Origin of the sequence: Paenibacillus sp. FSL R5-0928, from assembly GCF_037970385.1 — a bacterium.
GTDB classification, from domain to species: Bacteria; Bacillota; Bacilli; order Paenibacillales; family Paenibacillaceae; genus Paenibacillus_AQ; species Paenibacillus_AQ odorifer.
Genome location: NZ_CP150225.1, coordinates 5,924,241 through 5,936,874, shown reverse-complemented (window position 1 = coordinate 5,936,874; position 12,634 = coordinate 5,924,241). Strand labels below are relative to the sequence as shown.

Here is a 12,634-nt window from a genome sequence, read left to right as displayed (position 1 = left end):
AACTTGTCGAGGATCCCCGGCACCGTAACGGCTCCTACCGCATATGCTGTAGCAGGGCGTTTGAGCAAAGGAGACATGAAGGTGCAGAGTAAAATAACTAAAGTCCTGCAGCACATGGCCCATACGCACGAACAGATGGCGCGGATTCTAGACGCTGAGCGCCATGTGGCTGTCCGTATGTCGCAAATTGTCCACGATCTGCCAGATGCGGAACCTGATTTTGATGGGATCAGCGGGATGATCGAAAGCTCAACTCAGGTAAACAAGAATATTATTGCTTACTTGAATGCACTTGCAGATCTGGAAGAAGCGATGGCTGATGGGGTAGGCAGAGTGATTAAGGAATTGAACGGTCAAGAAGAAGAGTAACGCTATAGGAGCGGGAGGCGGAAGATGAGCAGAGAAAAGGCTTATCTGCAAATGCTGGAGTCCACCGCCGCCATCCAGTGGAACGTTGCGTTGATTCTGGAAGCTAAGGCGGTTGAAGCTGAAAAGGTAAAGCAGTGGGCACAGCATCATATCCACGCTAGAGCCTTTGATTCCCACAGTGAGCAACTGAAGGAGTCCCTCTCTATACACGAGGTCATCGTGGAGATGGTCGAAGGGCTGACCAAACTGGAGAACGGACTCTACAGCAATTTAAAAGCAGTGCTGGGCAGTGGTGAAGACGATGGTGGCGGGGAAGGTTTTGGAGACATGTCAGGTGATGGCTTTAGTTTTGGAGAAGACAGCAAATGAGCGGGGACCGTCTCTCTGAACATGCCGTCAAGCTGGAGATGATTCGCTCCATTTCGCGCAGTCAGGCTGCTTTGGCGGCCATCTTGGAGAGCATCGCCGAATTGACGGAGCAATCTGAGTTGACGGCCCGCAAATTGAGCGACAATATCAGGATTTTAAGTGGGTATCAGAGTGCGATGTGCCGGATGATGTCCGGGATTTCACTACATCGTCCTAAACGGGGAATTCCTGCTGCGCCATGGCTGAGCAAGGCATACGCCGTAGGAACCTCCAGAGAACATGGAGCACAGGAGGAGTAGAAGCATGAAGAAGAAAAGCCGCAGAACGCTACGTTCAGGCAGAACCCGTAGACGCACATTGCTGCTCTCGCGGAGAGCAAAAGTTCGTAAAGGGCTAGCCCGTAAAACCCGCAGAGTTCTTGCCCGGAAAACTGCTCGTTATGGGAAGTCGAAAAAAGGCCTATTGCTACGCAAGAAAAGAAGACTTCGTCGTAAGCTTGTTCGTAAAGTAAGGGTTTCACAGCCACCGGTGCTTGTGGTACCCGTGAGCGAGGCTCCGCCTGCTCCACAGGTAATTCCGCTCCCCCCGGAGCTGGGCGTTTCGCCGGAAACGCCCCCGGCAGACGCCTTTCAACAGGGCTACACCGAAGCATACAACGTGGGGTTCGACGCCGGTTTCGCCAAGGGCTTCGAGGACGGGCATAAGCTGGAATTCAGCTAGGGGACACAGATGACAAGATCCGCTCCGCCCGTGAGCGGGTCTTGCGGTTTTCGTGCGGACTGGTTTGCTGCGCTGCCGATGTGATAAACTTCATAATGAAAGTGAAAATAATATGAGGTTAAGATGAAGGCAGGGATGATTCATGGATACTGAGATTCGCAGAGCACGCAAAGATGAGATTGATGAAATTATGGAGTTGATTGCCAAATGCGTACAGGTGATGCAAGCAGGTGGCAGCGATCAGTGGGACGAGCATTATCCGAACCGGGAGATCATCTCCCTTGATATTGAACGTGGCAATCTATGGGTATGTGAGGAGAACAATGCGGTGGCCGGCATTCTAGTGTTGGACGAGCACCAATCCGAGCAGTATGGGAAGATTGACTGGACAGAAACGCAAGGGCCTCATTTAATTATGCATAGATTGGCTGTGCATCCTGAAGTTCAAGGGAAGGGAATTGCACGCCGTCTTAGCACTTATGCAGAAGAATATGCTCGCCAGAATAGTTATTCAAGTATCCGTCTGGACACATATGCTAAGAACACTGGGGCACTCGCCCTATATCCCAAGCTGGGTTATGACCTCAGGGGTGAGGTAACTTTTCCAGGGCGTACCGCTAATTTTCCGGTGTTCGAGAAGGTTCTAGAAAAGCACGGGAATTCGGAAGCGTAACATAGCGAGAGAACCAGAGGATATCTCATGAGCCATCTAATGGCTACTGAGATATCCTTTTTTTGTGGAAATAACACCGTTTTCTAAACAAAAACTTTGTTTGATTAGGTAGCAATTTGCGCTTACGGAAACCCTGCTCAAAAGGCGATAAGTGTGCAAATAGCGTCATTGGAGTCCGAAACCCTGATCAATAAGCGAAAATGTTCAAATAGCGCCACTGGAGTCCGAAATCTTGCTCAAAAGGCGATAAATGTGCAAATAGCGTCATCTGGGTCCGAAAGCATCAGTGACTGATTGTGACTCGACAGTAACGGACCCAGCAGACCTTAAATGCGGAATTTCCCCACATTTGGAATGCTATCGGACTCCAGAGCAGCTATTGGTATAAAACACACTGCATATGGACCTGTAACGAGGGAATAGCGCCACTGGAGTCCGAAATCTTGCTCAAAAGGCGATAAATGTGCAAATAGCGTCATCTGGGTCCGAAAGCATCAGTGGCTGAGTGTGACTCGACAGTAACGGACCCAGCAGACCTTAAACGTGGCATTTCACCACATTTGGAATGCTATCGGACTCCAGAGCAGCTATTGGTATAAAACACACTGCATTTGGACCTGTAACGAGGAAATAGCGCCACTGGAGTCCGAAATCTTGCTCAAAAGGCGATAAATGTGCAAATAGCGTCATCTGGGTCCGAAAGTACTTGGGAGGATTATGACTCGCCTGTGGTGTGGACGTAGCGAGATCAGTAGAAGCAGAAGCAGAAGCTCCAGACGTAGCAGTGGAATAGGCACAAGGGGAACGCAGAAGGGCGGAAGTAGGAGTAGTGTAGTAGCCGTAGCAGTGCAGAAGTAGCAGTTGAGTAGCAGTAGGGCCCGGCATAGGTCAGTTAGATGAATAGAGCTAGGCGTGCACTAGCGGGCTCTGACCAGTCTGCCATACCGCGCTATATGCGCACAGCGGTTTACCACAAGGCGTTAGAGTAAGCAGAGATTGTCCGAAATGGCTGATCTAATCATTCGAAATGGCCGACCTAATCGTCCGAAACGACTGTCTCTTAAGCCATGAAATAGCTCTCGGATAGCTTATTTTCCATGTTTTCCTGACAGTAAGTCTGACACGATGCACAGCGTAGCATAATCGAAAATATTTTAACGTAAGAATTCGTGATCATAAAACGAATTAATGTTATTTTTCATAACGCAAAACGCTGAATTCCTTTTATAAATCACTATTTAAAATACATAATCGATATTGTGTGTCATGTATATTGACATGTAACCTGTCTTTAGATTATTATTGGACTATTCAAATTACAAATGAATAGTCTTTTTTTCGTATATCCTTAATAATTGGTTTAAGGGTCTCTACCGGGAACCGTAAATTTCTGGCTACGAAAATATGCTCAGGCATATTTTTGTGGCCTTTTTGTGTTACAAGCGTGAAGTTGTGCTGGAATTAACTCAATGAGGGGGAGAAGGGCTATGGGAAATATTTTGATCAAAAATGCCGAAATCATTACGATGAACAAGCAAGAGGAAATTTTACACGGGGATGTCCGGATTAAGGATGATCTCATCGTTGAAATCGGCACTGGCCTGATCCCGCAGGGTGACGAGAAGATCATTGATGCTACGAACCGTACATTAATTCCAGGTTTTATCCAAACTCATATTCATCTATGCCAGACGTTATTCCGTGGTAAAGGGGACGATCTGGAGCTGATGGATTGGCTGCGCAAACGAATCTGGCCATTAGAGGCCGCGCATGATGAAGAATCCTTATATTATTCGGCTATGCTTGGCATCGGCGAACTGATCACCAGCGGCACGACGACGATTGTGGATATGGAGACTGTCCATCATACGGATTTTGCGTTTCAGGCTATAGCTAAAAGTGGAATCCGGGCCTTGTCCGGCAAGGTGATGATGGATCAAAAAGGGGGAGATGTGCCTGAGGCGCTGCAGGAGGATACCGCATCTTCATTGCAGGAAAGTGTCGATCTACTGGAAAAATGGAATGGTTATGGAAACGGCCGGATTCAGTATGCATTTTCTCCACGTTTTGTGATTTCCTGTACAGAGCCTTTATTAACCGAGGTGCGGGATCTGTCCGCAAGATACGATGTGAAGGTGCATACTCATGCGTCTGAGAATTTAGAGGAAATTGAGATTGTGCAGGCCATGACTGGCATGCGTAACATCGTCTATCTGGATCATCTAGGATTAGCTAATGAAAGGCTTATACTGGCGCATTGCGTGTGGCTGGATGCTGAGGAGCGGCGGATTTTGCGGGATCGAGGAGTGCATGTAAGTCATTGCCCGGGTTCCAATCTGAAATTGGCCTCCGGAATTGCCGACACACCAGGGATGCTTCATGAGCATGTTTCTCTTAGTCTGGGAGCGGATGGCGCTCCATGCAATAACAATCTGGATATGTTTAATGAGATGCGATTGGCGGCGATTATTCAAAAGCCTCATCACGGACCCACAACCATGGATGCCCGCAGCGTATTCCGTATGGCTACTATTGGTGGGGCGAAGGCCGTAGGGATGGAAGATAAGATCGGGAGTATCGAGGTAGGCAAAAAAGCAGATCTAGTGCTCCTCAATCTCTACAATTTTCATACTTTTCCCTCTTATGACGTAGATCCCATCTCTAGAATTGTATATTCCGCTACGCGGGCAGATGTGGAGACAACGATAATCGACGGGGAGATCGTGATGGAAAGAGGTTTGCTAAAGACTGTGGATAAAGAAATTGTACTAAATGAAGCTAACCGTTCTATTAAAAGATTACTTACGCATACCTCGATCGTTTGAGGAGAGAGGTCGATTCGGATATCTTATCATTTGCAGGGGATCACTGGACCCCCTGTTTTTTTATGAGAAAATATGAACATAAGGGAACTAAAGTGCCTTTTATGAGGTCGTATTAAGTGAGGTGAAGCTAATTGGAACTGGAAGGTCTTCAGCATAGCGAGACGATGAATGAACAGCAACTAAGAGAAATCATGAGCCGTTACGGAGAGGATATATGGAATTATATCTATTATCTTACCAAAAATTCTGAACAGGCCGATGATCTGGCCCAAGAAGTATTCATTAAATGTTATTACCGGATTGGCACGTACCGGGGGAATTCTTCATTTAAAGCATGGTTGCTTGCGATTGCTAGGAATACTGTTTTTTCGCACTGGAAATCTCGCTTTTTTCGTTCGGGCTTATGGGGCGGTGTACAGCCATTGTCCACGGTTGATGTGGAGCAGCGGGAAAAAACTATTGAACCTCTTGGCACAGCCCGATCTGCGGAGATGGAGTATTTGGGTAATCAGTCCATTGGTGAGATATGGGATTTAATTATGGCATTGTCTCCCAAGCTGCGCGAAGTATTGGTCCTGGATTTGAAATATGAGCTCTCTATAAAAGAAATAGCTGAACTGATGAACTTGAGTCATGGAACGGTAAAATCAAGATTGCACCGAGCGCGGCAAAAAATTCAGAACAAATTAAAGGGGGTAGAATGATGGAGGATCATCAACCGGAATGGTATGCTCAGGCCCGAAAAGGACCTTTTGGAAATGAAAAGTTTACTATGAGGCATGCAGACAACGTCATTCGCCGAATTCAAGAAGATCAACAGGGAACGAAATCTTTTTCAGGAAAAAGACTATCTGTGCAAATGTGGGCTGTGGCAAGTTTTATTGTACTGTTGGGCTTAGGCATATTCTTTCTGAACGGAAGGTTCCTTGGTAATGAATCAAGCAACCCTGCGCAAACTGAGGTTTCGTCGCATTTCACGGAGGCTGAGCTACAGCGGAACGCAGATCAGGTGATGCAGAGTTTACTTGGAAAGACTTATCCGCTAGATCACCGGGAATGGCTTAAGGAGCAACAGCAGATATTTTACTCTTACCAGAAAGGTGAGGACTCCGCATATATCTGGATCAATTATGTGACAGGAGAACTGGTGCAAACGAAGATGAGTACGATTCTGACAGCTGCGGAGATCGACGCTGAAATGAAAACCCGTGCGGAAGAGATCAAGGGCAAACTGGGTTATGCGAATGATTCAGCTTATGATGTGCTCAGATATGTTGAATATGATGCTACACAAAATTCTTCTGGCGTGAAAATTGAAAATAACTTTAGGGCGGAGAAATGGCGTATCGGATTTGTAAATGGTGAATTCGATTACGCATCAGCCACGCTTGAGGCCTCGGCGGTATCAGAAGAGATGCGTCAAGCTGGGGAAGAGGCATTGAAGATGTTGAGAGGTACCGGAGGTGATGAAGAGCTTAGTTTAGTATTTCGGGCTATGGACAAGGACCAGGATAGACTTACGCTGCAATACGGATCAAAGGTTTCGGTTACGCTAAATACTGTTACTAGAAGGATTGAGCAGATTAGTGATTCAAATCCTCGTGCTAGTGATAAAACAGATCCCAAACAACTAACGGTATTAGACCGTGAGCTGTCTCTAATTGATGGGGATCGTCTACGTGAGAAGGCCGCGCCTCTGCTGACTAAGATATTTAGCGTTGCTGATGTGGGTGAATATAGCTTGCTTAAAAGAGATCAGGAGCCCGGGAATCTCACCTTTCATAAGCTTGGCAGTCCTGAGATCACTGTATATTATGATAGTGATTTAACGATCTGGAAGGTGAAAGAGGATTCGCCAGCAAGCCAGTCTTAGATTGAAAGGCATAACATAATAGGCTTAAATAGGGAGGCTCCACAGCCGAAAAGGCGTGGGGTTTCCCTATTTGTAGTGGGAGCGAACGGTGCACATTTTTGATAAAAAAAGTAAGTATTGTTATACTAGAACAATCTGATATTTTACAGAAAAGATGAATAGATTTCATAATCAGAACAAATGAAAAGGTAAGAGGGGATTAAAACGTGAAAAAGCACGGGCCGAATCGAGCTCAGTTCTATATTGTTGTCCTGCTGCTATGGTTGAAGCTGCTCCTGCTGAGAGTGCTGTTCTTTGATAGAATTGCTTGGGAGTGGATTGCAGCAGATGTTGCTCCAGTCCTCTTCATCATGGGGATTCTGACGGTCATTACTCCTTCGCGGGTGAGAACAGCCGTCTATTGGACATTTAACGGGATATTATCGCTGCTGCTGTTCGCAGCCAGTGTATATTTCAATCACTTTGGTTCTGTTCCGACGTATCTGGCTTTATATGAACTGAATCAGGTATTTCAAGTGAAGGCAAGCGTAGAATCAACGATACAGACTATTGATTATTTATTTTTCGCTGATCTTGTGATCATGGTGATCTATGTCTTGATCCGCAGATGGAAGCATGGAAAAGCCTATCCGCATGAGCGTGAGCGATTCAGCTCCCGGAACACACGATTGGCACATATGATGGTGATTCTGGTGGCTATTCTTGGAGGTTTTGCTTTTTCGGCCAATTCTGTCAATTCTGCGCGGGGAATTACAAATGAACTTGTGCAGGCAGAAAGTGCCGGATTCCTGAATTATGAGGTCGTTGCCGCAATCAAGGTCAAGGAAGATAACAATCTCATTGGAACCGGAGATATTAAGGATACAATCGCAAAGATTGATGAGCTGCAAGCTTCCTATCCTTATAGTAGTAAAGCCGCGGGCACAGCACCTGAGTATTTCGGCTCGCAAAAGGGCAAAAATGTAATTGTCATTCAAATGGAAGCTTTTCAAAACTTCCCGTTGCATCAATCCCTGAAGGGTCAAGAGCTGACTCCAGTGTTGAACAAGTTGGCAGATGAGGGATTTTACTTTCCCCATGTCTACCAGCAGATTGGTCCGGGCAATACTTCTGACGCTGAATTTATGAGCAACACGTCGATTTATCCAATCGGGACGTTGGCAATGTCCACTGGATTCGGAGACAGAGAACTGCCGAGCCTACCACGTCTGCTGAGAGATAAAGGATATGAGGCGTACACCTTTCACGTGAATCAAGTAGGCTTTTGGAATCGGAACGAGCTATATCCAGCGCTTGGCTTTAACGGTTATTATGACAAAGATTATTTTACTAATGATCATTTTAATGCGTTTGGTGCTTCCGATGAACAGCTTTATATTACGGGTGTCGAGAAAATGGCAGAATTGCAGAAGAAAGGAACTCCTTTCTACGCACAAATGGTGACGGCATCCAGCCATCATCCCTTCCAAATTCCGGACTCTTTTAAGAAGATCTCAGTGCCTGATGAGTTGAAAAACACGATGCTTGGCGATTATTTGACTGCTATTAACTATACTGATTATGCCATTGGAACTTTAATAGAGGGTTTGAAGAAAAACGGAATGTGGGATAACACTGTGCTGGTGATGTATGGTGATCATTTTGGCTTGCAGCCGCAGGATGTTCCACCGGAGCAAGTGGAAAGTGCACTGGGGATTCCATACGATTCCCGGATCAGTCGCTTTAATATTCCATTGATTGTACATGTACCAGGAATGGAGCAAGGGAAGGTAGTAGAGCGAACAGGTGGACAGTTGGATATTCTTCCTACAATAGCTAACCTATTGGGGGTTTCTTTAAGGGAAGAAGGTTATACAGCATTTGGTCATGACCTCTTGAACATTGATCGTAACGTGTTAGGGATGCGGTATTATTTACCTTCCGGTTCATTTTTTAATGATGATATTCTCTATGTGCCTGGTAAAGATTTTGCTGATGGTGAAGCTGTGTCGCTGGATACGCTTAAGCCAGTATCGGATTTTACAAAATATCAGACTGATTATGATTATATTTTGAAGCTAATGAATTTGTCCGACGAATATGTGAAGCTGTTACCACAGAGATAGGGGGAATCATGAAAAAGTTCTGGAAACCGGAGTATCTCGTAGGCCTTGCCGGCTGCGGTATCATTATTTATTTGCTATTCGTAGGGCCATTTATTGGTGTTGCCGATAATGGAGATTTTCTGCGTATGATGAATACCATCGGTCTGAACTACTACGATACTGCTGCATCGTATGCCGATCAGTTTTTCAGCTTTAGCCATTCTCGTTTTGCGTATGAGGATTTGTTTAGGGGCTTTTATCCTTCCTCACAGATTTTTATAGTGCTTGTGCCGAGGTTGATCGGCGGGCTCATCCATGGCAGCTTTTTTGATGTTCGTTTGCTGGGTGCAGTTTATGGGCTTCTTTTACTGGCGGCAACTTGGCTGCTGGTGAAGTATAATGCTCGTGGCTCTTATGTTACAGGGCTGCTGTTGGGTGCAGCTATCTTATTTGTATTTTACGATATCGGGTATGTGGCCTATTTCAACTCCTTGTTTGGAGAACCGGTGTCGATGGTGTTTATGCTGCTGACATTTGCATTAGGATTAAGATTAACTAGCCAAGAGAAGCCAACCACTAAAGGATTAACTTTGTTTTTTATCGCGATTCTGTTTCTGGTCACCTCCAAAATCCAGAATGCACCGATTGGGATTGCCTTTGCTCTGATTTTCTTGCGGTTTATGATGCTTGACGGAGAGGGCAAATGGAGGAAGCTGGCTTTACGTTTTTCGATTGCCATCTTTCTTGTATCCATCGTTTTGTATGTGGCAGCGCCAAAAGATCTGAAGCATATTAATCTGTATCAAACGGTGTTTTTTGGGATTTTAAACGAATCGCCGGATGTGAAGGGCGACTTGCAGGATCTCGGATTACCGGAGCGGCTGGAGGTACTGGCGGGTACGAATTATTTTCAGACCGATACAGTGATTAAGCAGGATGATCCTTCGCTGGTTCCGGACTTCTATGACCGTGTATCTCATAAAGATGTGTTGTTCTTCTATCTGAAGCATCCGGACCGGTTGATAGATAATATGAAATATGCTGCGAGCAACAGCATGGCGATTCGCCCGTATTATCTAGGAAACTACGAGAAAAGCGAGAATAAACCAGCAGGTGCATTATCCTATACTTACAGTGGATGGAGCCAATTCAAAAATAAACATATTCCGCACACGCTCGGATTTCTCTCCATATTCTATCTGGTGTATTTTGCGGGAGCCTTGTTCCAGTATTTCCGCAGCAGAGATATTCGCGGCAAAATTGCCGGCGAGCTGCTGATGCTGCTAGGGCTAATAGGGATTTTCTCCTTCTTGGTTCCGATTCTTGGGGACGGAAGGGCTGACATCGGTAAGCATTTATTCTTGTTTAATGTGTGCTTCGATATGATGGTCGTGGTCATGTTTGGGTGGATTGTTCACAAGGTAGTGGGATTTGTAAGACGTTAGCTTATGGAACAAATCAAACAGCAAGTTTCCGATTATGGAGACTTGCTGTTTTTATTAAAATATAAGAATTTATATGTTCCATATTGTAAATTATCCTTATATTTCTCGCTTAAACGCTTACCGTCCTTATAGCCGTCGAAGGCATTTATGCTTGTTCATCCTCAAATAACTCACGCAGCATCCCTTGACGATCGTTCATAAACGCTTTGGTCACGGTATAATGTTCAGTTTCCTCCAAGGCGACGGAACGTATTCCCTCTCCCTCCAAGAGAAAAATTTCAGCACCGGGATAGGACATCAGAATCGGCGAATGGGTAGCAATAATAAATTGTGAATCCTGCCCGACCAGCTCATGCATACGCACCAGCAGAGACATTTGACGTAAGGGGGAAAGCGCTGCTTCAGGCTCGTCGAGGATATAAAGACCGCGGCCGCCGAAACGGTGAACGAACGTAGCTAAAAAAGACTCTCCGTGGGACTGCTCATGCAGAGATTTGCCTCCGTAGGAGTCTTTGATCGGTGGGCCACCGGGTTGTTCATCCAACTCATCAATATAAGAAGCCACATTATAGTAACTCTCCGCACGTAGAAAAAAGCCGTCCTTCGGCCGTCTAACCCCTCTAGCAATTCTAAAATACTCATAGAGACTCGAATGCGAGGAACGAGTGTTAAAAGAAAAGTTTAGCGTTCCACCTTCAGGGTTAAAGCCCCAAGCAGCAGCAATTCCCTCTAACAAGGTTGATTTGCCCGTGCCGTTCTCTCCAACAAGAAAGGTCACTGGTTTTTGAAAAGTCAGGCGATCCAGCGTTCGAACAGCAGGCAGATGAAAAGGATAGGTTTGAAAGGATGGCACCAGATCACGCAGCAGCTCCGCGTGTCGCAAATACAACGTGGTGTTATTCATAGTTCCCCCCCTTGTGAATTTCAAAAAATAATCATCTTCGGACAGATTGGACAGAGATGACAAGTTTAGTGCCTCTAGCTAGACCTTTATAGTATAACAGCATCCAGCGAGTGGATGAAATCTTGACGGAGTTCGGGCAAGCCGGGCAAAAGACAGGGTACATCTGCCAATTTAATTCTAGTAATGACAGATGTCCATGAGGCGAGTGCTGACTCCGCATATAGTTATACTGTCTTGAGAATACAACGGGGCAGGGTGAAGGCCGTGAAAGCAAAAAGGAGAAAACACAAGCGTCCGCGAGATTATCGCGACGGTTATCACGAAGGATATCGTCTCGGCATGTGTGAGGCTGTGCAGCGTCGGAGTACTGTAGAGGTCGAAGCCTCTCGGCCATTTAAGCTAATGTATGTTCCTCAAGGGTTCCATGCAATCGATACTGGGGTAATTGAGGCGCTTCAGCAGCTTGTAAGTGAGCTTGTGATAAGCACTCCAGAAGCTATGCTGGAGACTGCGGCTCGGGAGATGCCCGGGGCAGTGCTGGTTATGAATGGACTGCATGTTTTTCCGGAAAATCATTTAGAACAGATTACAGAAATCAGAAAGCTGGGCATTCGGACTGCGATCTGGTTTGTGGATGATCCTTATTTTACAGAGGATACTTCAGTGATTTGCCGGCATTATGATCACGTCTTTACGCATGAGCTCGGTTGTGTGGAGTTTTATCAATCCTTTGGGGTTCCATCCGTTCATTATTTACCGCTTTGCGTCAATCCAAAGATGTTCTATCCGCGCCGTACGGCACCGCAGTATAAGTACGACATTGTGTTTATTGGCAATGCATTTCATAATCGGACAGCGCTGTTTGATGAACTTGCCCCCTATCTAAAGGATAAGAAGGTGCTGATCGCTGGGGGGTTCTGGGAACGGCTTGCGACTTATGACCAGCTTGCCCCTTTTATTAGCAATGGCTTTATCCCGCCTGAGGAAACTGCGAACTATTACAGTGGCGCAAAGCTAGTCATTAATATTCACCGTCCGTGGGAGGAGGGGCAGGATAACCGGAATAGCTTCCGTTTACCATCACGCTCTATCAATCCGCGTACTTATGAGATCAGTGCCTGCGGTACTATGCAGCTTACGGATGTTCGTGAGGATCTGGGCAATTATTATCGACCAGGTTATGACTTGGATACTTTTGGCTCTGCTAAGGAATTGCAGGAGAAGATTGAGTACTATCTGAAGCATGAAAAAGAGCGCCGAATTTACGCTTTACGGGGACTACAGACAACCATGCGCAACCATACATTCACTGCGCGTTTGCCTCATTTGCTGAATGTGATTGCTTCAAGTGTATGAAATCTATAACGGGACA

12 protein-coding genes and 1 riboswitch are annotated in these 12,634 nt (G+C 45.9%); of the genes, 11 read left to right on the top strand and 1 reads right to left on the bottom strand.

Translation table 11 applies throughout. From position 1 onward, the window contains the following. The first annotated feature begins 81 nt into the window (after nt 1–81). From MKZ16_RS26820 to MKZ16_RS26775, 10 genes are all read left to right on the top strand, one after another. Entirely contained in the window at nt 82–369 is a 288-nt protein-coding gene (locus MKZ16_RS26820; RefSeq protein WP_036679726.1) for a hypothetical protein, read from the top strand. A gap of 24 nt (nt 370–393) precedes the next feature. Further along, nucleotides 394–738, top strand: coding sequence for a hypothetical protein (locus MKZ16_RS26815; protein ID WP_036679724.1), 345 nt, complete (start codon nt 394–396; stop codon nt 736–738). Then, nucleotides 735–1,037 (top strand): hypothetical protein, encoded by a 303-nt coding sequence (locus MKZ16_RS26810; protein ID WP_051491084.1) that lies wholly within the window; start codon nt 735–737, stop codon nt 1,035–1,037. Before MKZ16_RS26815 ends, MKZ16_RS26810 begins: the two co-directional genes overlap by 4 nt. 4 nt (nt 1,038–1,041) lie before the next feature. Next, nucleotides 1,042–1,458 carry a hypothetical protein gene (locus MKZ16_RS26805; RefSeq protein ID WP_076103710.1) on the top strand — a complete coding sequence of 139 codons (417 nt, stop codon included), beginning with the start codon at nt 1,042–1,044 and terminating at the stop codon, nt 1,456–1,458. Between the two features lie 142 nt (nt 1,459–1,600). Then, complete coding sequence (locus MKZ16_RS26800; protein WP_076103709.1) at nt 1,601–2,131, top strand: GNAT family N-acetyltransferase; 531 nt, start codon at nt 1,601–1,603, stop codon at nt 2,129–2,131. Between the two features lie 1,318 nt (nt 2,132–3,449). Beyond that, nucleotides 3,450–3,548, top strand: a riboswitch (purine riboswitch). A gap of 70 nt (nt 3,549–3,618) precedes the next feature. Continuing rightward, nucleotides 3,619–4,956: a 5'-deoxyadenosine deaminase gene (locus MKZ16_RS26795; protein WP_076103707.1), complete on the top strand. Its 1,338-nt coding sequence runs from the start codon at nt 3,619–3,621 to the stop codon at nt 4,954–4,956. 164 nt (nt 4,957–5,120) lie between these two features. After that, nucleotides 5,121–5,660 (top strand): RNA polymerase sigma factor, encoded by a 540-nt coding sequence (locus MKZ16_RS26790; RefSeq protein ID WP_179089966.1) that lies wholly within the window; start codon nt 5,121–5,123, stop codon nt 5,658–5,660. Further along, nucleotides 5,657–6,829, top strand: a complete 1,173-nt coding sequence (locus tag MKZ16_RS26785; protein ID WP_179089311.1) for a hypothetical protein — start codon at nt 5,657–5,659, stop codon at nt 6,827–6,829. The genes MKZ16_RS26790 and MKZ16_RS26785 overlap by 4 nt, the downstream gene beginning before the upstream one ends. 206 nt (nt 6,830–7,035) lie before the next feature. Further along, the gene (locus MKZ16_RS26780; protein ID WP_076103703.1) at nt 7,036–8,934 is read left to right on the top strand and encodes an LTA synthase family protein; all 1,899 of its coding nucleotides are present in this window, start codon (nt 7,036–7,038) and stop codon (nt 8,932–8,934) included. A gap of 8 nt (nt 8,935–8,942) precedes the next feature. Continuing rightward, nucleotides 8,943–10,358, top strand: coding sequence for a hypothetical protein (locus tag MKZ16_RS26775; protein WP_076103701.1), 1,416 nt, complete (start codon nt 8,943–8,945; stop codon nt 10,356–10,358). A 145-nt stretch (nt 10,359–10,503) separates the two neighbouring features. Here MKZ16_RS26775 and MKZ16_RS26770 read toward each other — a convergent pair whose 3' ends face one another. Next, on the bottom strand, nt 10,504–11,262 hold the full coding sequence (locus MKZ16_RS26770) for an AAA family ATPase (protein WP_036679711.1): 759 nt from the start codon (nt 11,260–11,262) through the stop codon (nt 10,504–10,506). Between the two features lie 255 nt (nt 11,263–11,517). Between MKZ16_RS26770 and MKZ16_RS26765 the strand changes: the two genes are divergently transcribed. Next, nucleotides 11,518–12,618 carry a DUF3880 domain-containing protein gene (locus tag MKZ16_RS26765; RefSeq protein WP_036679709.1) on the top strand — a complete coding sequence of 367 codons (1,101 nt, stop codon included), beginning with the start codon at nt 11,518–11,520 and terminating at the stop codon, nt 12,616–12,618. Nucleotides 12,619–12,634 lie beyond the last annotated feature (16 nt).

What these genes read in the sequence shown, in the direction of transcription:
- MKZ16_RS26815 (WP_036679724.1), top strand. Translation starts at nt 394, where the DNA reads ATGAGCAGAGAAAAGGCTTATCTGCAAATGCTGGAGTCCACCGCCGCC.
- MKZ16_RS26810 (WP_051491084.1), top strand. Translation starts at nt 735, where the DNA reads ATGAGCGGGGACCGTCTCTCTGAACATGCCGTCAAGCTGGAGATGATT.
- MKZ16_RS26805 (WP_076103710.1), top strand. Translation starts at nt 1,042, where the DNA reads ATGAAGAAGAAAAGCCGCAGAACGCTACGTTCAGGCAGAACCCGTAGA.
- MKZ16_RS26800 (WP_076103709.1), top strand. Translation starts at nt 1,601, where the DNA reads ATGGATACTGAGATTCGCAGAGCACGCAAAGATGAGATTGATGAAATT.
- MKZ16_RS26795 (WP_076103707.1), top strand. Translation starts at nt 3,619, where the DNA reads ATGGGAAATATTTTGATCAAAAATGCCGAAATCATTACGATGAACAAG.
- MKZ16_RS26790 (WP_179089966.1), top strand. Translation starts at nt 5,121, where the DNA reads ATGAATGAACAGCAACTAAGAGAAATCATGAGCCGTTACGGAGAGGAT.
- MKZ16_RS26785 (WP_179089311.1), top strand. Translation starts at nt 5,657, where the DNA reads ATGATGGAGGATCATCAACCGGAATGGTATGCTCAGGCCCGAAAAGGA.
- MKZ16_RS26775 (WP_076103701.1), top strand. Translation starts at nt 8,943, where the DNA reads ATGAAAAAGTTCTGGAAACCGGAGTATCTCGTAGGCCTTGCCGGCTGC.
- MKZ16_RS26770 (WP_036679711.1), bottom strand. Translation starts at nt 11,262, where the DNA reads ATGAATAACACCACGTTGTATTTGCGACACGCGGAGCTGCTGCGTGAT.